Below are 17,177 nucleotides of genomic sequence, written 5' to 3' on the forward strand. Positions count from 1 at the left end.
TCGGGGTTACTCGGGGGTGGTTTCGAGCGCGCGGGCGACGAGCGCCAGCAGCGACTCGACGACCGTGTTCCGCTTCCGGGCGTCCATGATCACGACCGGCACGTCGGGCGGCACGGTCAGCGCCTCCCGTACGTCCTCGGCCTCGAACAGCTCCGTCCCCTCGAAGTGGTTCACGGCCACGACGTACGGCAGCCCGCAGCTCTCGAAGTAGTCGAGCGCCGGGAAGCAGTCCGTCAGCCGCCGCGTGTCGGCCATCACCACCGCGCCGATCGCGCCGCGCACCAGGTCGTCCCACATGAACCAGAACCGCTGCTGGCCCGGCGTACCGAAGACGTACAGGACGAGGTCGTCGTCGAGCGTGACGCGGCCGAAGTCCATGGCGACGGTCGTCGTGGTCTTGCCGGGCGTGGCGGCGAGGTCGTCCGTCTCCGCGCTGGCCTGGGTCATCAGCGCTTCGGTCTGGAGCGGGGTGATCTCGGAGACCGACCCGACGAAGGTCGTCTTGCCAACGCCGAAACCGCCCGCCACGACGACCTTGGTGGCGATGGGAGCGCGGGTCCGGTCGAGCTCCCAGGCCTGGAGCCCCTCGTCGCGGAGCGTGTCGTCGCGGACGACGTCAGAGACGGCGGAGTCCACCCAGCACCCTTTCGAGCAGTGCGCGGTCGGGCCGGCCGGTGCCGTGCTTGGTCCCGTACACACGTATCTTTCCCTGGTCGGCCAGGTCGCTGAGCAGCACCCGGACGACCCCCAACGGCATCTTCAGCAGCGCGGAGATCTCCGCGACCGTACGCATCCGGCGGCAGAGCTCGACGATGGCCCGCATCTCCGGCATCACCCGGAGCCCCGGGCCGCCGTTGGCGAGCTGCTTTCGCTCCTCCGAGGCTTCGAGCGCGGCGACGAACGTCTCGACGAGCAGCACGTGACCGAAGCGGGTGCGGCCGCCGGTCAGCGAGTACGGGCGGACACGGGCGGGGCGCCGGCCCTCGCCGCGTATCGGGAGTTTGCCGGCGGCGGACGCGGCAGCGGCGGACATCACTGGGCGGCCTCCATCGACTTGCGCAGTTCACTGCGGAGTTCGGGGGTGAGGACGTGTCCGGCGCGGCCGACGAAGAGCGCCATGTGGTACGCGATGACGCTCATGTCGCAGTCGGGCGTGGCGTGCACGCCGAGCAGCGAGCCGTCGCTGATCGACATCACGAACACGCTCCCCTCCTCCATGGCGATCATGGTCTGCTTCACCCCGCCGCCGTCCATGAGCTTCGCGGCGCCGATGGTGAGGCTGCCGAGGCCGGAGACGATGGTGGCGAGGTCCGCGCTGGAGCCCCGCGGGCCGTCGGAACGGCGCGGGGAGGGGGCGGCGGGGGTGGTGCCCTCGGGGTCGGACGAGAGCAGGAGCAGCCCGTCGGACGAGACCACGGCTACGGAACGGACTCCTGGCACCTCCTCGACGAGGTTCCCCAGCAGCCAGTGCAGATTACGGGCTTCGCTGCTCAGCCCGGGTGTGCCGGTCGTCGCAGTCAACTGCGTGCCTCCTCGACTGTGTCCCCCGTCCGTTCGGTCTGGTTGTTGTCTCCTGTACGTACTGCCGCCTCGGCGATCTCGGCCTCGGCGTCGCGGCGCCCTTCCAGGGCGCCCCGGTGGAACCCGCCGAGCCGGCGGCGGAGCGCCTCGGCGTCGACGCCGCCCTTGCGCTCGGTACGCGGCTCGGACGTCGTCACGATCTTGGGTGTGCGCTTGGGCAGGCCCTTGTCGGTGAGGCGCTGGGGCGGGGACTCGCCGTCCGTCTCGTCGTACGGCTCGTCGTCCGCATCGGCGGATGCCTCGTCGGATTCCTCGTCGGGCTCCTCGTCGGATGCCTCGTCGTCCGGCGGGCGCGGGGCGCGCACCTGAAGGGTGGCCTCGGCGACCGTGAGGTACTGGTCCACCGCGTCCGTCTCCTGCGGCTCCCGCGCCTCCTCGACCTCCTCGGCCTCTTCGGTCTCCTCCGCCTCGCGGATGGCCGACTCCGCCGCCTCCACCAGCGGATCGGCCTCCGGAGCCGTGTCCGGAGCCGCAGCCGGTACGTCGCGGACGGCGGCCCGGCCGCCCGGCAGCGCGTTGGAGTTGGCCTCGGCGACGGAACCGGGCAGGTTCACCGTGGCCGCGGGCCCCGCGACGGGCTGCGGTGCCGTGGGCAGCAGCGCCTTCGGCAGCACGACGACCGCCGTGACACCGCCCTGCTTCTGCTCACGCAGCTGTACGCGGACGCCGTGCCGCGCCGCCAGCAGCGCGGCCACCCGCAACCCGAGCCCCTCGCCCTCCTCGGCCTCCGGGTCGTGGCCGTCGGCCGGGTCGGGGTCGGCGAGGCGGGCGTTGAGCTCGGCGAGCCGCCCCTCGGTCATCCCTATGCCCTCGTCCTGGACGGAGAGCATGACCTCGCCGCTCTCCAGCAGCCAGCCGGAGAGCTGGACCTTGGCGTCCGGCGGCGAGAAGGAGGTGGCGTTCTCCAGCAGTTCCGCGAGCAGGTGGCTCAGGTCGTCGGCGGCGAATCCGGCGACGTACGCGTGCGGCGGCAGCGACTGGATCGTGACGCGCTCGTACCGCTCGATCTCGCTGACGGCGGCGCGCAGCACGTCCACCAGCGGCACCGGGCCCTGGTGGGCGTGGTTGTGCTCGTGCCCGGCGAGGACCAGCAGGTTCTCGCTGTGGCGCCGCATGACCGTGGCGAGGTGGTCGAGCTTGAAGAGGGTGGCGAGCCGCTCGGGGTCCTGCTCGCGCTCCTCCAGCTTCTCGATGACGCCGAGCTGCCGCTCGACGAGCCCGAGGGTGCGCAGCGAGAGGTTGACGAAGGTGTGGTGGACGCTGTGCCGCAGCCGCTCCAGCTCCGCGGTGACCTCGGCGGTCCGCTCGCGCAGCTCGGCGCGCTGCCCGGCCAGTTCGGCGGCGAGCGCCTCGCGGGCGGCGACCGCGTCCGCGCGCTCGGCGTCCAAGGCCTCGGCGCGCGAGCCGAGGTCGAGGAGCTTGCCGTGCAGCGCGTTGAGGGACCGTACGACCTGGGCGAACTCGTCGTTGCGGCCGGTGAAGCGGACCGGCTCCTCGACCTCGGGCGCGGCGGCGACGCGGGCGGCGCCGATGCGCAGCACGGCGAGCGGCCGGGTGAGCGTGCGGGCCACGGCGGTGGAGACGCCGATCGCGATCAGCAGGCAGCCGCCGAGGAGCGCGATGCGCAGCTCCAGCGCGGTGACGTCGTCGTCGCGCAGCCGTTCCATGCGGGCGACCTCGCCGGTGGCGAGGGCGGACTCGACACCGCGCATCTGCTCGATGCGGGCGGTGAGCGCGGCGGCGGCCTTCTCCGCGTCGGTCTTCCGGTCGGCGCCCGACAGCTTGGGCTGGTCGGTGAGGCGGTCGAGGTAGTCCTCGGCGCTCTTGACCTCGGGGCCGGTGACGGTGCCGGCGAGCCGGTCACGGGCGGCGGGCGAGGCGTCCCGGCCGAAGTCGGCGAGGGCCGCCTGCTCGCGGACGCGGGCCTGCTGGGCGGCGGCGCTGAGCGCGTCCCGCGTGCGGTCGGCCTCGGCGGCGGCGGGGTCTTCCCGCTCGACGAAACGCCCGGTGGCGGGGTCGTAGACGGTCGTGCCGCCGTTCTTCTCGCCGGGGACGGCGAGGGCGGCGAGGAGCAGGCCGCGGGTGGCGGAGGCCTGTTCGGTGGCGTGGCCGAGCTGGGCGGCGGCGCGGGTCCCGGCGTCGGCGGCGCGGGCGGGGGTCTTGTCGGCGAGCTCGGCGGCGAGCGCCTGGAGGCGGACGATGACCTCCGTGTAGGCGCGGTAGGCCTCCATGGCGGTGCCCTTGCCGGTGAGCGCGGCGCTCCGCAGGGCGGGCACGGCGTCGAGCTGCCGGCGCAGGTCGGCGGGCGCGTCGGAGCCGTCGGCGGTGAGCTCGTCGATCTGCCGGTCGACGCGGGCGGTGTGCTCGGCGCCGACGGCCTTGCCCTGGTCCTTCTCCTCCCGCCCGCCCGCGAGGTACGCGGTGACCTCGTCGCGCTCGTCGGCGAGCGAGTGGGCGAGGGTGACGGCCTGCCGGTTGAGCTGGGCGAGCGTCACCAGCCGCTGGGAGTCGTTGAGGTCCGCCGAGGCGGTGAGGACGGCAGGGGTGCCCGCCCCGATGACGGTGATGCCGACGAGCGCCACGCCGGCCACGAGCCGGCTGCGGACCCGCACGCGGCGGCCGCCCGGTGCCTGCTGAGGGTCGCCGGGAGTGTCACTGCGCTTCTGCACCGGTGCTCACATTCTTGAACTCGTCCACCCATGAAGCAGAGGTGACGGCCGCTCACCCGCGTCGATGGCCCACCCCTGGTACCTCACGTACCCCTGGTACGGCTTCCGACCATTCCAGCGCTTTTGGGTAGGCAGCACGCATCGGCCACTCCGCCACCCGAACGAGTGAACAACACTCCGGAGTTGGCGAACAACTCGCCCGGAGGCCCGGCGTCCGGCCGTGCGCGCACCGGGCTGGATCTTCGGCGCGGGCTTTGGCAGGATGCGCGCCCGCACCTTCCCGGAGTCGGGCATTCCACGCGTACCGCATCCGCTCGCAGCGGCGCGGGCCCACGGGTACAGGCCACTTCGCGCTCCTTGTGGGCCCTGTGAAGGAGTCGTGTGCGGTCCGGCAGACTGGGCGCCATGCACACCGAGATCTCCTGCGTCCCGGGCGACCGGGAACGCCCCAACGAGGACTGGGCTTCCGTGGTCGTACCGGCGTCGGGGCGGGGTGGCGTGGCGGTCGCGCTGGACGGGGTGACGCCACCGGAGAGCGCGGTCGGTTGTGTGCATCCGGTCCCGTGGTTCACGGCCCGACTCGGCGGCGCGCTGACCGAACTGTCCGCTTCGCGGCCGGACATGACACTGACCGCCGTCCTGTCGGAGGCAATCCGGCGCACCGCGGACGCCCACCGCGACAGGTGTGACCTTTCTCACGTCCGTACGCCTCAGGCGACGGTGGTCGTGGCGCGTTGGGACGCGGAGGCCGTCGACTATCTGGTGCTCTCCGACTCCGTACTGTTGCTGGAGGGCTGGGACGGGTCGGTGCGGGCCGTGGTGGACGACCGGCTGGACCGGCTGCCGCCCGGTTCGCTCGCCTCGAACGCGATCGCCGACGCGACCGTGCGCAACCGGGAGGGCGGCTTCTTCACCGCGGCCGCCGACCCTTCCGTGGCGGCCCGGGCGGTGACGGGCCGTACGCCCCTGAGCGGGGTGCGGGCGCTCGCGGCCCTGACGGACGGGGCCACCCGCTGGACGGAGGTGTTCGGCGCGGGCGACTGGGAGGCCTGCTTCGCGGTGCTCCGCAAGGAGGGCCCGCGCGGCCTGATCACCCGCGTACGGGAGCTGGAGCGTACGCATCCGCCGCGGCGGGGGAAGCGGCACGACGACGCGACGGCGGTGTTCGTGGAGCTCGGATCCGTGGAGCCGTGAGGCATGGCCGCCCCTGGGACGGCAAGGGCGGCGGCACCTCACTCACGCGTACGGATCACGGGCGGCAGAACTCCGCGGCGGCGACGTACCCGCCCTCGTTCTCGTCGTCCGTGGCGACGACCCCCTTGCGGGAGTGCGGCAGGCACGCGAGGGCCTCGATCTTGTGGCCCGGGAAGGTGGCGAGCCGGCGCGGGGAGCGGTGGACGGCCAGGTGGACCCGGTCGTCGCCGCCCGGCGACGCGGTCACGCGGCCCGCGTCGAAGAGGGCGGAGTCGAACGGGCCGTCGTCGCCCGGGTCGGACGCGGACGAGACGGTGACACGGCCGGTGGCGGACACCTCGACGTCGGATATGTGCCGTACGTCGTGCGCCGGGTACGGGACGCGGAACACGACGGAGGCCGGCGTGCCGAAGGCGTTCCCGGCCGGGTTCCACTCCGCCGCGAAGAGGGTGGCGGGACGCTCGTCCTGCCCCCGGTCGGCCCAGACGGCGATGATCGTGCCGTTCCGGGCGGCGGTGAGGGCGAAGCCCTCGTAGTTGTCGTCCGGGGAGACGCCGGGCACGGGGAACGCCGCCAGCACCCGAGCGGTGGCGCCCTCCCAGCGAATGCGGTACGCCGTGCCGTCGCTGGCGAGCGCGACGTACTCGTGCGGCCGGCCCGGGACGCCGTCGATGGCCTCCAGGTCCACGGCGGGCTCGCCGCTCCAGGCCACGGGACGCTGCCGGGGCTGGGCGCCCGGGCGGTAGCTCAGGGCGACGAGCCGGTTCTCGCCGGGCTCCTTGTTGTCGCGCACCGCGAGCAGTTCCGCCGTGCCGTCGCGGCGGGTGGAGTCGACGGCGATGCCGCTGATGCCGGTGGTGATGTCGTGGCCCACGCGCTGCCAGCCGACGGCGTGGGTGGTGGGGTGAGTGGTGGCGTGAGCGGTGGGGGTGAGGAGCGCGGCGCCCGCGAGGGCCGCGCTCAGCGCTTTCTTGATCATCAGTCGATGATGGACGGGAGGGAGTGCTTCCGACCACCGGCGGCCGGTGAGGACTTCGCAAAAACTCAGCGGGAGTGGGGGAGTTGGAAGCGCGGGTCCGTCCGGGTCGGGAGGCCCGTCCTCGGGGTCGCGTCCCACAGCGCCGCCAGTTCGCCGGCGAGCGTCTCGGCGAGGCGCCGTACGTCCTCGGTGCCCGTCTCGTGCATCGCCTCGGCGACGATGAGGACGCGGCTCGTCTCCTCCCGCACGGCGGACGCGCCGCTCTGCCGGTTGGTCCAGCGCCGGGCGTGCGCCTGTCCCTCCCGGTCCGCGAAGACCACTTCGCCGGGCGCCGGGTTCTCCTTCTCGCCGCCGAACGTCACGTACGTCTCGTCGCCGTGCGCGTACCGCACCTCCAGCGGCAGCGCGAGCGCGGAGACGTCGAAGACGCCGACGGGGATGGCGTACGCGACGGACACGGCGTTGCACAGGTCGATGAGGGGGTGGATCCGGGGCAGGGAACCGTCCTTGCGCAGCCGCCGCAGCAACGACTCGGAGGCACAGCGGTACTGCGTGGGCCTGAGCCCCATCCGGTCCTGGCACCGCCAGTCGCCCGGCCCGCCGGGGCTGGTCCTCGGTTACGCCGCCGGGACGCCCACCGCGGTCGGCGAGGGCGTCGCGCTCATCGGCGCGGCCCTGCGCGAGCTGACCTGACGGCCGCCGCCCCGCAGGGCTACGGCGCCTCCTCGCCGCCCGCGTTCAGCTGGTGCAGCAGCCGGGCGAGCTCGGCGACCTCGGCGCGGTCCCAGCCGGCGAGCTTGCGGCGGTAGCGGGCGCGGCGGGCGTCGCGTACGTGGCGGAAGCGGGCGCGCCCCTCGTCGGTGAGGCGTACGAGCGAGGCGCGGCCGTCGTCGGGGTCGGGCTCGCGGGTGACCAGGCCCAGGTCCTCCAGGGCGCGCAGCTGGCGGCTCATGGTCGCCTTGCCGACGCCGAAGTACGCGGCGAGGTCGGTGGCGCGCTGGCTGCCGGTGGCGTCGAGGCGTACGAGCAGCCCGTACGCGGCGGGCTCCAGCTCCGGGTGGACCTCGCGGGCCATCTCACCGGACTGGGCGCGGGCACGGCGCAGGAAGACGGACAGTTCCCGTTCGAGGGCCAGGAATTCCTGGTCCGCTCCCGTTTCGCTTCCCGTACCGCTTCCGTGCACGTCAGCACCCCTCGCGCTTGCCTACTGAGTCTGAAGGTTTCTCCCGGCGGCAGGGCGTCGCCGCAGCGTGCACAGTATTTCGCAGGCGTAGACCAACGGCGCTCCCCGGTACTGGGACCGACGGCTGAGCCTGCCCTGCACATGCGGGTGGCCTCACGGTGAGGCCCGCCTCCACGAAGCAGCGCGGGCCCCGACACGTTCACTGCCCCAGCGGCGGGCTCACCTTGAAAACCGCCCAAACCGTCTTGCCCACCACATGCTCGCTCACGCCGAAGTCGTCGGCGAGCTCGCGCACGACCCACAGCCCGCGACCGGTGCACTCCTCGGCGGAGAGGTGACGGACCTGCGGATCCCCGTCGCCACTGTCGCGCACCTCCACCCGAAGGACCTCATCGTCGGCAGTAAGCGATACGCACATCTCGCGCCCCGGGGGCACGCCGTGCAACAGGGCGTTGGTGACGAGCTCTGACACGCAGAGCCGTATGTCGTACTCCCGCTCCGTACGGCCCCACTCCGCCAGGGTGGCGCCGGTGAACCTTCGAGCGGCCGGAACAGATCTACGCGACCGGGGAAAGCGCTGTCGCCGGGACAGGGACACGGTGAACCACCGCCTCATTCCATTGGCTGTGCGAGCACCGAGACCGTATCGCTATTCGCGAAATGCAGCAAGGTTGCCGGCCTGCCGATATCGCCGCGCCGAGGTCGCTTACCGTGTAGGCGGCAAGGTCCGGGCGTGGGGACAGCGGCACGGGAGGATGCGGCATGAACAGCAGCGAGTGGGTCAGCACCTCAATGCCGTACGTGACGCCGCGCACCGCCGACGGCGGTGACCCGTGGAAGGCCGAGGCGGAGGCCCGTGGTCGCCGCGGCAGCCAGCGCATTCTCAGCGCCGGGGAGGTCGCGGCGCCCCTCACCGTCGCGGAGCTCCTGGGGATCGGCGAGGGGCGACCCGTTGTGGTGCGCAGGCGAATGATGTACCTCGATGACCAGCCCTGCGAGTTGACCGACACGTACTACCCCGTGGACATCGCGCGGGGTACGCCTCTGGCAGGCACCGCGAAGATCCGGGGCGGTGCCGTGACCCTCCTCGCCGAGCTCGGCCATCAGGGCGCTCGGGTCCAAGAGGACGTCGTCGCCCGCATGCCGGACGACGAAGAGCGCGCAGCGCTCCGACTGGGCACGGACGAGCCGGTGCTCCACCTCACTCGACTCACCTGGGATCGCGACGAACGCCCCGTACAGGTTGACATGATGACCATGCCCGCCCGCATGCAGCGACTGCGCTACGAGATCAGGATCGGATGACCGTGCCGATGACCGACGCCGACGGGGGCGAGTTCGACGGCCGTTCCCTGCACGAGCGGATCGCCGCCGATCTGCGCGACGAAATCATGAGTGGCGATCTGGCACCGGGCGCCAGGCTCCCCTCCACCGCACAGCTGAAGGACCGATTCGGCGCTTCGAACGCCACCGTGCAGAAGGCGTTGCAGCTGCTCAAGAACGAGCAGCTCGTCATTGGTCGCGCCGGTGCGGCGGTGACCGTGCGCGAGCACCGTCAGCGGACCATACGCCCCGCTTCGTACATGGCGCCGGCCGAGAGCGGTGAGCCCTACCGCTGGCTGACAGAAGCCGCCAAGCTCGGCGCCCGCGCGAACAGCGAGCTCCTCGACGTCGGGGAGGCGATCCCACCCGCCGACGTCGCCGACGCACTGGGCCTGTCGGCCGACGGCAAGGCCGCCCTGCGCACCCAGTTGCTGACCCTGGACGACCAGCCCGCCGAACTGGTCACGTCGTACTACCCGCTGGACATCGCTCGCGGCACACCCCTCACGGAGCGGCGCCGGATCAAGGGCGGCACGCCCACCCTCTTGGCCGAGTTGGGCTTCCCGCCCCGGCTGAGCGTGGACCGTGTCTCCGCCCGCGTCCCCACCCAGGCGCAGTACCGGGCGCTCCAACTGCCGGGCGACCTACCGGTACTGCGCACACTGCGCGTCGTCTACAGCGACCATGACCGGCCCATCGAGGCCACCGTGATGGTCAAGGCGGGCCATCTGTACGAGGTGCAGTACGAGTTCACCGACGGGTGAGCGTGGCGAACGCTCCCGGACTTCGGCATGCCAAGGGCCCGCTCGCCGGGGTACGGCGAGCGGGCCCTCGGTGCCGGGTGGGGTCAGGCCGCCGCCTCCACCGGGACCTCCGAGGTCGCCGGGGAGAGGGCGAGCTCCAGCACCTGGCGGACGTCCGTCACCGGGTGGACCTCCAGCTTGTCGAGGATCTCGGCCGGGACGTCGTCCAGGTCGGCCTCGTTCCGCTTGGGGATGATCACGGTCGTGATCCCGGCCCGGTGGGCGGCCAGCAGCTTCTGCTTGACGCCGCCGATGGGCAGGACGCGCCCGGTCAGCGAGACCTCACCCGTCATGGCGACGTCCGTGCGGACCAGGCGGCCGCTCAGCAGGGAGGCGAGCGCCGTCGTCATGGTGATGCCCGCGCTCGGGCCGTCCTTCGGCACCGCGCCCGCCGGGAAGTGGATGTGCACGCCCCGGTCCTTCAGGCCCGTGACCGGCAGTTCGAGCTCGGCGCCGTGCGAGCGCAGGAAGCTCAGCGCGATCTGCGCGGACTCCTTCATGACGTCGCCGAGCTGGCCGGTCAGGGTCAGGCCGGCCGCGCCCGTCTCCGGGTCGGCCAGGGACGCCTCGACGAACAGCACGTCGCCGCCCGCGCCGGTGACCGCGAGACCCGTCGCCACGCCCGGCACGGCCGTGCGGCGCTCGGCCGGGTCCTGGGCCGACTCGGGCACGTGGTGCGGCCGCCCGATGAGCCCGCGCAGATCACCCTCGCCGATCGTGAAGGGCAGCTCCCGCTCGCCGAGCTCGTGCTGCGCGGCGACCTTCCGCAGCAGCCGCGCGATCGACCGCTCCAGGTTCCGTACGCCCGCCTCACGCGTGTACTCGCCGGCCAGCCTCCGCAGCGCCGGTTCGTCGATGGCGACCTCTCCCGCCTCGATGCCCGCCCGCTCCAGCTGGCGCGGGAGCAGGTGGTCGCGGGCGATGACGATCTTCTCGTCCTCGGTGTAGCCGTCGAGGCGGACGATCTCCATACGGTCGGCCAGCGCCTCCGGGATGGCCTCCAGGACGTTGGCCGTGGCCAGGAAGACGACGTCGCTCAGGTCGAGCTCGACCTCCAGGTAGTGGTCGCGGAACGTGTGGTTCTGGGCCGGGTCCAGCACCTCCAGCAGCGCCGCCGCCGGGTCGCCGCGGAAGTCGGAGCCCACCTTGTCGATCTCGTCGAGCAGCACCACCGGGTTCATGGACCCGGCCTCCTTGACGGCCCGTACGATCCGGCCCGGCAGCGCGCCCACGTACGTACGCCGGTGGCCGCGGATCTCCGCCTCGTCGCGTACGCCGCCGAGGGCGACGCGCACGAACTTCCGGCCCATCGCGTGCGCGACGGACTCGCCCAGCGAGGTCTTTCCGACGCCCGGCGGCCCCACCAGCGCCAGCACCGCGCCCCCGCGCCGCCCGCCTACGACGCCCATGCCGCGGTCGGTGCGCCGCTTGCGCACCGCGAGGTACTCGGTGATCCGCTCCTTCACGTCCTCCAGGCCAGCGTGCTCGGCGTCCAGCGTCTCCTTGGCGCCCTTGATGTCGTACCGGTCCTCGGTGCGTTCGTTCCACGGCATCTCGAGGACCGTGTCCAGCCAGGTGCGGATCCAGGAGCCCTCGGGCGACTGGTCCGAGGACCGCTCCAGCTTGGCGACCTCCTTCAGCGCCGCCTCGCGCACCTTCTCGGGGAGGTCGGCGGCCTCGACCCGGGTCCGGTAGTCGTCGGCCTCGTCGCCGTCCCCGGAGTCGCCGTTGAGCTCGCGCAGCTCCTTGCGTACGGCTTCGAGCTGACGGCGCAGCAGGAACTCGCGCTGCTGCTTGTCGACGCCCTCCTGGACGTCCTTCGCGATGGACTCGGCGACGTCCTGCTCGGCGAGGTGCTCGCGCAGCTGCTCGGTGGCGAGCCTCAGCCGGGCGACCGGGTCCTCGGTCTCCAGCAGCTCCACCTTCTGAGCGGTGGTCAGGAAGGGCGAGTAGCCGGAGTTGTCCGCGAGGGCGGACACCCCGTCGATCTGCTGGACGCGGTCCACGACCTGCCAGGCGCCGCGCTTCTTCAGCCAGCTGGTGGCGAGGGCCTTGTACTCCTTGACGAGCTCGGTGACCGCGCCGGGCAGCGGATCCGGGACCTTCTCCTCGACCTGCGCGCCCTCGACCCACAGGGCGGCGCCCGGTCCGGTCGTCCCGGCGCCGATCTTGATCCGGTGCCGGCCGCGGATGAGCGCGCCGGGGTCACCGTCGGAGAGCCGGCCCACCTGCTCGACCGTGCCCATAACGCCGACACCGGCGTACGTGCCGTCGATACGCGGCACCAGCAGCACCTTCGGCTTGCCCTTCGCGTCCCCCTCGGTCCGGGCCGCGGCCTGAGCGGCCTCGACGGCGGCGCGCACCTCACTGTCGGTGAGGTCCAGGGGCACCACCATTCCCGGCAGGACGACCTCGTCATCGAGCGGCAGCACGGGCAAGGTGAGCGGTGTGGACGACGAAGCCATGATCTCCCCTTCGGCAGTCAAGTTGAGCTGTACCCACTCAATGCTTGCCAGCCGCCGGGTGTTCCCCGGTCCGCGTTCGCTGTCAGCGATCACCTGCGCGACGCTGCCGCAGCCCGCGGTTGTCAGAGGCGCCTGCCACCCTGCGCGGACACCACCACACTGGGGAGAGCCGCATGGGCACCTGGGGCACCGGACCCTTCGACAGCGACACCGCCGCGGACTTCGCCGACGACCTCGACGAGGCGGCGGAGGACGAGCGCGAGGGCCTGATCCGCGGCGCCCTCCTCCGCGCCGCCGACACCACCGGTCAACTGGACGCGGACGTGGCCGACACGGCCGTCGCCGCGGCCGCCCTGGTCGCCGCGCAGTGCCCCGGCGGAGAACCCGCCCACCCGGTCTACGGCCCGGAGGAACCCCTCCCCGACCTCACACCGCTGCGCGGCCTCGCCCTCGAAGCCCTGGACCGGGTCGTGACGGAGCCGTCCGAGCTGCTGGAGCTCTGGGCAGGGCGGGACGGCGCGCCCTGGCGCAGGCGCATCGAGCGCATGCGGAACACGCTCCTCCCGCCACCGCCCGGCGAGCAGCTCGCATTGTCAGTGGGCACTCCTAGCATCCACCCATGAGCATGCTGGGAACATACGTCCGACTGTCCCCCGCCGAGCTGGAGCGCATCCTCGGCGACCCCGCCTGGGCGAGGGAGTTCGTCGACGAACTGCTCGACGCGGAACCGGGCGACGCGCGGTGCCACAGCACCGACAAGGCGTGGGACGCCGTCCGCTTCCTCACGCGGCGTGCCGGCTTCCCCGTCGACGTCGTGCACGGCGAGCAGGCGGTGCCGTGGGACGAGGACTGGGGGTACGGACCGCCCCGCTATCTGACTCCGGACCAGGTCCGGACGGCCGCCGAGGTCCTGGCGGCGACGGAGGGCGGCCGCCTGACGGCCGGTGTCGGTCCGGCGGACCTGGCGCGGGAGCAGGTCTACCCGGCCATGATCTGGGAGCGCGGCGAACCCCTGGACAACGTGGTCCTCCACTACGAGGCGCTGCGGCCCTTCTTCCGCGAGGCGGCGGAGGCGGGCGACGCGGTCCTGGTCTGGATCTCGTAAGGGCCGTGACACGGGTACGGCCCGGGGCGCGGGCGCCGCGCGGGGACCCCACCAGGAGTTTCGTCAGAATCGGGGCCCCGGCCGCGTCGGCCCGCGCCGGGCCGCCCGCCGTACCAGGGGCCATCCGCCGACGCCGACCATCAGCGCCAGAGGGTGGCCCCAGTTGGTGAGGGGGTCTTCGAGCGCCAGCAGGTCGTGGAGCAGCATCACGGACACCCACGCCAGCACGACGGCGCGCGCCACCGGGGTCAGCAGTCCGGCCAGCGCGCCGACGCTCGCCATCAGGCCGAAGCTGATGCCGTAGTCGAGGCGGTGCAGGGACGTGTGCGGCAGATGGCCCGCCAGGACCGACAGCGCCACCGGGATCTCGGTGGCCAGCGTCGCCACCACGTGCCCCACCAGGAACACGGCGGCGGCCCGCCAGGCCCCGATGCGGCGCTCCAGCGCGGTGAGCACGAAGACGAAGCCGATGGCGTACGGCGAGAAGAGCCCGCCCGCGACCCACAGCGCGCTCGCGGCCAGCACGAGCAGCGGCGTCCGGGAGAGGTGGGCGACGTCCGTGCTGGAGCCGTGCAGCAGCGCCGAGACGGTGGCGGGGTCGCCGTACTCGGCGAAGAGGGAGGTGGCGACGAGGACGAGGGCGTAGCAGAAGGTGAAGGGCGTACCGGTGGGCGTGGGCAGCAGCCGGCCGGCGCCGCGCCACCACCGCCGCTGCTCACGGGGAGCGGGCGCATCGCGGGTGGCGGCTGTGCGCTGGCGCGGAATGCCGCGGAGCAACTCGCCCCGCGCGAACCCGTCGTCCGCGAGCCGCGCGGCCACGCCGCCGTCGTCCGTCTCGCGCGCCGCCTTGAGCCGGTGCACCGCGGGCCGCCTTTCGCCTCTCCTCGACCAACCCCCTGGACACTCCCCCGAACCACACCTTGCCCCATCAGCCGAGGCGATCATCAACCGGCCGTCCATGACGTGGGTCACACCGGCGCCACCACCCGCCCCAAGTCCCGGTCCTGGGGCGGGACTTCCTCCGCCGCCCCTCCCGACTCACTAACCTGGCCCCATGGCTGTAACGACGCTCGACCGACGCGAAGGCCCGTACGGCGAAGTGGTGCTGCGCCGACGCGACGACGACCACTTCGAGATCATCGCCAACGGCACCTTCCTGATGGACACCTCCGACGGCCGCTCGGAGCGGCTGCTCGTCGACGCGGCGCTCGCCGCGCTGCAGGCGCACGGGGAGCGTCCGGGTGCCTCCGTCCTCATCGGCGGCCTCGGCGTCGGCTTCTCCCTCGCCCACGCCGCCGCGAACCCCGTCTGGGGCCGCATCGCGGTCGTCGAGCGGGAACAGGCGATCATCGACTGGCACCGCGAGGGCCCGCTCGCGGCGATCTCGGGCGCGGCGCTCGCCGACCCCCGTACGGTCCTGATCCACACCGACCTGGTCGAGCACGTCCGCACCTCGCCGGACACGTACGACGCACTCTGCCTGGACATCGACAACGGGCCGGACTGGACCGTCACCGAGGACAACGACGGTCTGTACTCACCGGCCGGTCTGGCGGCCTGCGCGGCCCGCCTCAACCCCGGCGGAGTCCTGGCCGTCTGGTCCGCGCAGCCGTCCGCCGATTTCGAAGAGTCATTGCGGAATGCCGGATTCAGCGGGGTAAGAACCGAAGAAATCCCGGTTGCCCGGGGCGTACCGGACGTGGTCCACCTCGCCGTTCGCCCTGCGTAGCCGGGAGCCGGTCGGTGCCTTTAGGCTGCTGGCCTGACACACGGATCTACACGCGGTTCGCGACGTATGCGAGACGTATGCGAACAGGGGCGGGGCGATGGAGCAGACACACACCAGCAACACCGGTACGGCGGTCACGCCGGGTGCCCAGCGCCGCGTGCTGGTCGTCGAGGACGACACCACCATCGTCGAGGCCATCTCCGCCCGGCTGCGGGCCGAGGGCTTCCTGGTGCAGACGGCGACGGACGGCCCGGCGGCCGTGGACGCCGCCGAGGCCTGGCAGCCCGACCTGATGGTCCTCGACGTCATGCTTCCGGGCTTCGACGGCCTGGAGGTGTGCCGCCGGGTGCAGGCCCAGCGGCCGGTACCGGTACTGATGCTCACCGCCCGCGACGACGAGACCGACATGCTGGTCGGGCTCGGGGTCGGGGCGGACGACTACATGACCAAGCCGTTCTCGATGCGGGAGCTGGCGGCCCGGGTGCACGTACTGCTGCGCCGGGTCGAGCGGGCGGCGCTGGCCGCGGTGACGCCGCGCAGCGGCATCCTCCGCCTCGGCGAGCTGGAGATCGACCACGCGCAGCGCCGGGTCCGGGTGAAGGGTGACGACGTGCACCTGACCCCGACCGAGTTCGACCTGCTGGTCTGCCTGGCCAACACACCGCGCGCGGTGCTCTCGCGCGAGCAGCTGCTCGCCGAGGTGTGGGACTGGGCGGACGCCTCCGGCACCCGGACCGTGGACAGCCACATCAAGGCGCTGCGCCGCAAGATCGGCGCGGAGCGCATCCGTACGGTCCACGGCGTCGGGTACGCGCTGGAGACCCCGGCGCCATGAGCCGGCGGCCAGCGAGGCCGGGCGTCCGGACCGGTGCCCGGACCAGCGCGCGGGTCGGCGCGCCGCCCGGCTCGCGGACCGGGTTCCGGCCGCCGCTCGGGCACCGGCTCCGCTCGCGGCTGCGGCTCCGGCCGGTCACGATCTCGATCAAGACCAAGCTGGGCACGCTCGTCGTCGTCTCGGTCTTCATCACGACCGGGCTGCTGATGGTGGCCCTGCGCACCGAGACCGAGCTGCGTTTCATCACCGTCTTCTCGGTGATAGCCACGCTGCTGATCACCCAGTTCGTGGCGCACGGCCTCACCGCGCCGCTGGACGAGATGAACACGGTCGCGAAGTCGATCTCCCACGGCGACTACACCCGCCGGGTGCGCGGCGCCGACCGCCGCGACGAGCTGGGCGACCTGGCCTCCACGATCAACCGCATGGCGGACGACCTGGAGGCGGTGGACCGGCACCGCAAGGAGCTGGTCGCCAACGTCTCGCACGAGCTGCGCACGCCCATCGCGGCGCTGCGCGCGGTGCTGGAGAACGTCGTGGACGGGGTGTCGGCGGCCGATCCGGAGACGATGCGGACGGCGCTGAAGCAGACGGAGCGGCTGGGCCGGCTGGTCGAGACGCTGCTGGATCTGTCACGGCTCGACAACGGTGTCGTACCACTCCGGTCGCGGCGCTTCGAGGTGTGGCCGTACCTCTCGGGCGTACTGAAGGAGGCCAACCTGGCCGCTTCGCAGCGCGCCCTGAGCTCGGGCTCCGGCAACCACACCCGCAAGGACGTGCACCTGCACCTGGACGTCTCGCCGCCGGAGCTGACGGCGCACGCGGACGCCGAGCGGCTGCACCAGGTCGTCGCGAACCTGATCGACAACGCCGTGAAGCACTCCCCGCCGCACGGGCGGGTGACGGTACGGGCCCGGCGCGGGCCGCAGCCGGAGTCGCTCGACCTGGAGGTCGTGGACGAGGGGCCGGGCATTCCGGAGTCGGAGCGGCACAAGGTCTTCGAGCGGTTCAACCGCGGCAGCGTCGCCTCCCCGCACGGTCCGGGCGGCGACGGCGGTACGGGCCTGGGGCTGGCGATCGCCCGCTGGGCCGTGGATCTGCACGGCGGCCGCATCGGAGTGGCCGAATCCGCACGTGGATGCCGGATTCAGGTCACTCTTCCGGGGATCCCGCAGCCACGGAATTGACGTAGGGTTCGAACCGGAAGCACGGGTTCTGCGTGGACGTGTGCGGGACCTGTCCGAGGATGCGCACCACTGCGGGGCGCAGCCGCGATGGCGCCTACCCGCATGCGGCGGAACCACGCTTGTT

19 protein-coding genes are annotated in these 17,177 nt (G+C 72.7%); 9 read left to right on the top strand and 10 right to left on the bottom strand.

Translation table 11 applies throughout. The features are described 5' to 3' along the window. Positions 1–6 precede the first annotated feature (6 nt). From AB0A69_RS12565 to AB0A69_RS12580, 4 genes are read right to left on the bottom strand one after another with little or no spacing between them, the layout of a single operon-like run. Positions 7–636 (bottom strand): ATP/GTP-binding protein, encoded by a 630-nt coding sequence (locus tag AB0A69_RS12565; protein ID WP_361419202.1) that lies wholly within the window; start codon positions 634–636, stop codon positions 7–9. Then, the gene (locus AB0A69_RS12570) at positions 617–1,033 is read right to left on the bottom strand and encodes a DUF742 domain-containing protein (RefSeq protein ID WP_361419205.1); all 417 of its coding nucleotides are present in this window, start codon (positions 1,031–1,033) and stop codon (positions 617–619) included. Before AB0A69_RS12570 ends, AB0A69_RS12565 begins: the two co-directional genes overlap by 20 nt. Further along, positions 1,033–1,521: a roadblock/LC7 domain-containing protein gene (locus tag AB0A69_RS12575; RefSeq protein ID WP_361419208.1), complete on the bottom strand. Its 489-nt coding sequence runs from the start codon at positions 1,519–1,521 to the stop codon at positions 1,033–1,035. The genes AB0A69_RS12570 and AB0A69_RS12575 overlap by 1 nt, the downstream gene beginning before the upstream one ends. Continuing rightward, positions 1,518–4,250 carry a nitrate- and nitrite sensing domain-containing protein gene (locus AB0A69_RS12580; RefSeq protein WP_361419211.1) on the bottom strand — a complete coding sequence of 911 codons (2,733 nt, stop codon included), beginning with the start codon at positions 4,248–4,250 and terminating at the stop codon, positions 1,518–1,520. Before AB0A69_RS12580 ends, AB0A69_RS12575 begins: the two co-directional genes overlap by 4 nt. 405 nt (positions 4,251–4,655) lie before the next feature. Between AB0A69_RS12580 and AB0A69_RS12585 the strand changes: the two genes are divergently transcribed. Beyond that, a complete protein-coding gene (locus AB0A69_RS12585; protein WP_361419214.1) occupies positions 4,656–5,444 on the top strand; it encodes a hypothetical protein in 789 nt (262 codons plus the stop codon). A 55-nt stretch (positions 5,445–5,499) separates the two neighbouring features. Here AB0A69_RS12585 and AB0A69_RS12590 read toward each other — a convergent pair whose 3' ends face one another. Then, the gene (locus AB0A69_RS12590) at positions 5,500–6,423 is read right to left on the bottom strand and encodes a hypothetical protein (protein WP_361419217.1); all 924 of its coding nucleotides are present in this window, start codon (positions 6,421–6,423) and stop codon (positions 5,500–5,502) included. Positions 6,424–6,488: 65 nt separating this feature from the next. Further along, a complete protein-coding gene (locus AB0A69_RS12595; protein WP_361419220.1) occupies positions 6,489–6,992 on the bottom strand; it encodes a phenylalanine--tRNA ligase beta subunit-related protein in 504 nt (167 codons plus the stop codon). On the opposite strand from AB0A69_RS12595, the gene AB0A69_RS12600 reads away from it, so the two are divergent. Then, complete coding sequence (locus tag AB0A69_RS12600; protein ID WP_361419223.1) at positions 6,976–7,116, top strand: hypothetical protein; 141 nt, start codon at positions 6,976–6,978, stop codon at positions 7,114–7,116. The genes AB0A69_RS12595 and AB0A69_RS12600 overlap by 17 nt on opposite strands. A 19-nt stretch (positions 7,117–7,135) precedes the next feature. Here the strand turns inward: AB0A69_RS12600 and AB0A69_RS12605 are convergent, their stop codons facing one another. Both AB0A69_RS12605 and AB0A69_RS12610 read right to left on the bottom strand, forming a co-directional pair. Continuing rightward, positions 7,136–7,606 (bottom strand): MarR family transcriptional regulator, encoded by a 471-nt coding sequence (locus AB0A69_RS12605; protein WP_361419226.1) that lies wholly within the window; start codon positions 7,604–7,606, stop codon positions 7,136–7,138. A gap of 199 nt (positions 7,607–7,805) precedes the next feature. After that, on the bottom strand, positions 7,806–8,204 hold the full coding sequence (locus AB0A69_RS12610) for an ATP-binding protein (RefSeq protein ID WP_361419229.1): 399 nt from the start codon (positions 8,202–8,204) through the stop codon (positions 7,806–7,808). Positions 8,205–8,368: 164 nt separating this feature from the next. Between AB0A69_RS12610 and AB0A69_RS12615 the strand changes: the two genes are divergently transcribed. After that, positions 8,369–8,911, top strand: a complete 543-nt coding sequence (locus AB0A69_RS12615; RefSeq protein ID WP_361419232.1) for a UTRA domain-containing protein — start codon at positions 8,369–8,371, stop codon at positions 8,909–8,911. After that, complete coding sequence (locus tag AB0A69_RS12620; protein ID WP_361419235.1) at positions 8,908–9,693, top strand: GntR family transcriptional regulator; 786 nt, start codon at positions 8,908–8,910, stop codon at positions 9,691–9,693. Before AB0A69_RS12615 ends, AB0A69_RS12620 begins: the two co-directional genes overlap by 4 nt. An 83-nt stretch (positions 9,694–9,776) precedes the next feature. Here the strand turns inward: AB0A69_RS12620 and lon are convergent, their stop codons facing one another. Next, positions 9,777–12,197, bottom strand: coding sequence for an endopeptidase La (gene lon, locus AB0A69_RS12625; RefSeq protein WP_361419238.1), 2,421 nt, complete (start codon positions 12,195–12,197; stop codon positions 9,777–9,779). A 173-nt stretch (positions 12,198–12,370) separates the two neighbouring features. Here lon and AB0A69_RS12630 point away from each other — a divergent pair, with 173 nt between their 5' ends. Further along, a complete protein-coding gene (locus tag AB0A69_RS12630) occupies positions 12,371–12,820 on the top strand; it encodes a DUF4259 domain-containing protein (RefSeq protein ID WP_361419241.1) in 450 nt (149 codons plus the stop codon). Further along, positions 12,817–13,302, top strand: coding sequence for a YfbM family protein (locus AB0A69_RS12635; RefSeq protein ID WP_361419244.1), 486 nt, complete (start codon positions 12,817–12,819; stop codon positions 13,300–13,302). Before AB0A69_RS12630 ends, AB0A69_RS12635 begins: the two co-directional genes overlap by 4 nt. Positions 13,303–13,365: 63 nt before the next feature. Here the strand turns inward: AB0A69_RS12635 and AB0A69_RS12640 are convergent, their stop codons facing one another. Next, complete coding sequence (locus tag AB0A69_RS12640) at positions 13,366–14,163, bottom strand: rhomboid-like protein (protein ID WP_361419247.1); 798 nt, start codon at positions 14,161–14,163, stop codon at positions 13,366–13,368. 193 nt (positions 14,164–14,356) lie between these two features. Here AB0A69_RS12640 and AB0A69_RS12645 point away from each other — a divergent pair, with 193 nt between their 5' ends. The 3 genes from AB0A69_RS12645 to AB0A69_RS12655 all read left to right on the top strand — a co-directional run bounded on the left by AB0A69_RS12645 (position 14,357) and on the right by AB0A69_RS12655 (position 17,053). After that, complete coding sequence (locus AB0A69_RS12645) at positions 14,357–15,031, top strand: spermidine synthase (RefSeq protein WP_361419250.1); 675 nt, start codon at positions 14,357–14,359, stop codon at positions 15,029–15,031. Positions 15,032–15,128: 97 nt separating this feature from the next. Continuing rightward, positions 15,129–15,866 carry a response regulator transcription factor gene (locus AB0A69_RS12650; RefSeq protein ID WP_355366417.1) on the top strand — a complete coding sequence of 246 codons (738 nt, stop codon included), beginning with the start codon at positions 15,129–15,131 and terminating at the stop codon, positions 15,864–15,866. Then, positions 15,863–17,053 (top strand): HAMP domain-containing sensor histidine kinase, encoded by a 1,191-nt coding sequence (locus AB0A69_RS12655; RefSeq protein ID WP_361419253.1) that lies wholly within the window; start codon positions 15,863–15,865, stop codon positions 17,051–17,053. Before AB0A69_RS12650 ends, AB0A69_RS12655 begins: the two co-directional genes overlap by 4 nt. The last annotated feature ends 124 nt before the right edge of the window (positions 17,054–17,177 follow it).

Source organism: Streptomyces sp. NPDC045431, from assembly GCF_040646655.1.
Classification (GTDB): domain Bacteria; phylum Actinomycetota; class Actinomycetes; order Streptomycetales; family Streptomycetaceae; genus Streptomyces.